Annotated in this window: 1 pseudogene; it reads right to left on the minus strand. The window is 39.8% G+C overall.

What is annotated here, in order from left to right:
- Positions 1-728 (minus strand): annotated as a pseudogene (locus JR005_RS14470) (GGDEF domain-containing protein); the annotation flags it as partial.

Raw genomic sequence — 728 nt, forward strand, 5'->3', positions numbered from 1 at the left:
TCTGATAGTTGAAGAATTTGCTGTTTCGCTTCAATCAAAGGATGAATAATGCGTCTTTGTGCATAATTCATGGTAAATAATGCGACAACAAGAGATAACAGCGACAATAATAAAGTGAGAATAAATTGTTGCTCCGCTTTTTCTTTACGTGTCTTTGCAACCTCGACACTGATATCCAAAAGATATTTTTGTAAATCGACCACTGGCGTGAATTTACTCACAATACGTTCTGTAAGTTGAGTTCCAGTCATTGAATAAGCTTCGTGGCGACGGCTTTCATCTAAAAGCTGCCCAACTAATGCAACACCTTCATCCAAAAACTCATGTTTTACTTGCTCATGCAGTTTTTCATATTCAGGGGTTTTGGCATATTGTGGCTGCAAGGTATCAATCAGGTTCCAAAGATATAATGCCTGATATTGGGTTTGCAGAGAACGAGCGCGATTATTATCGGGAATTGCTTCGCGAAAACTCACCGATGCAATCACATTAGACGCAACTCGTCCTGCCTGATCACGTAAATCTGATAACAATAAAATCATAGTGACATAATCAGAGAGCTGACTGTCTACACTATTTCTTTGAACCACAAACGCTCGCAGAATTTCACGATAACTATCCCAAGCAGCAAACATCGCCTGCACAGCATGATCATATTGAACTGAAGTACGCGAAATATCAGGAAGTAGCGCATAATCATCGACCAGATCACGCGCTATTTTTAGATC

This window comes from Acinetobacter sp. Colony158 (assembly GCF_019264745.1).
In the GTDB taxonomy this organism is placed as follows: Bacteria; Pseudomonadota; Gammaproteobacteria; order Pseudomonadales; family Moraxellaceae; genus Acinetobacter; species Acinetobacter ursingii.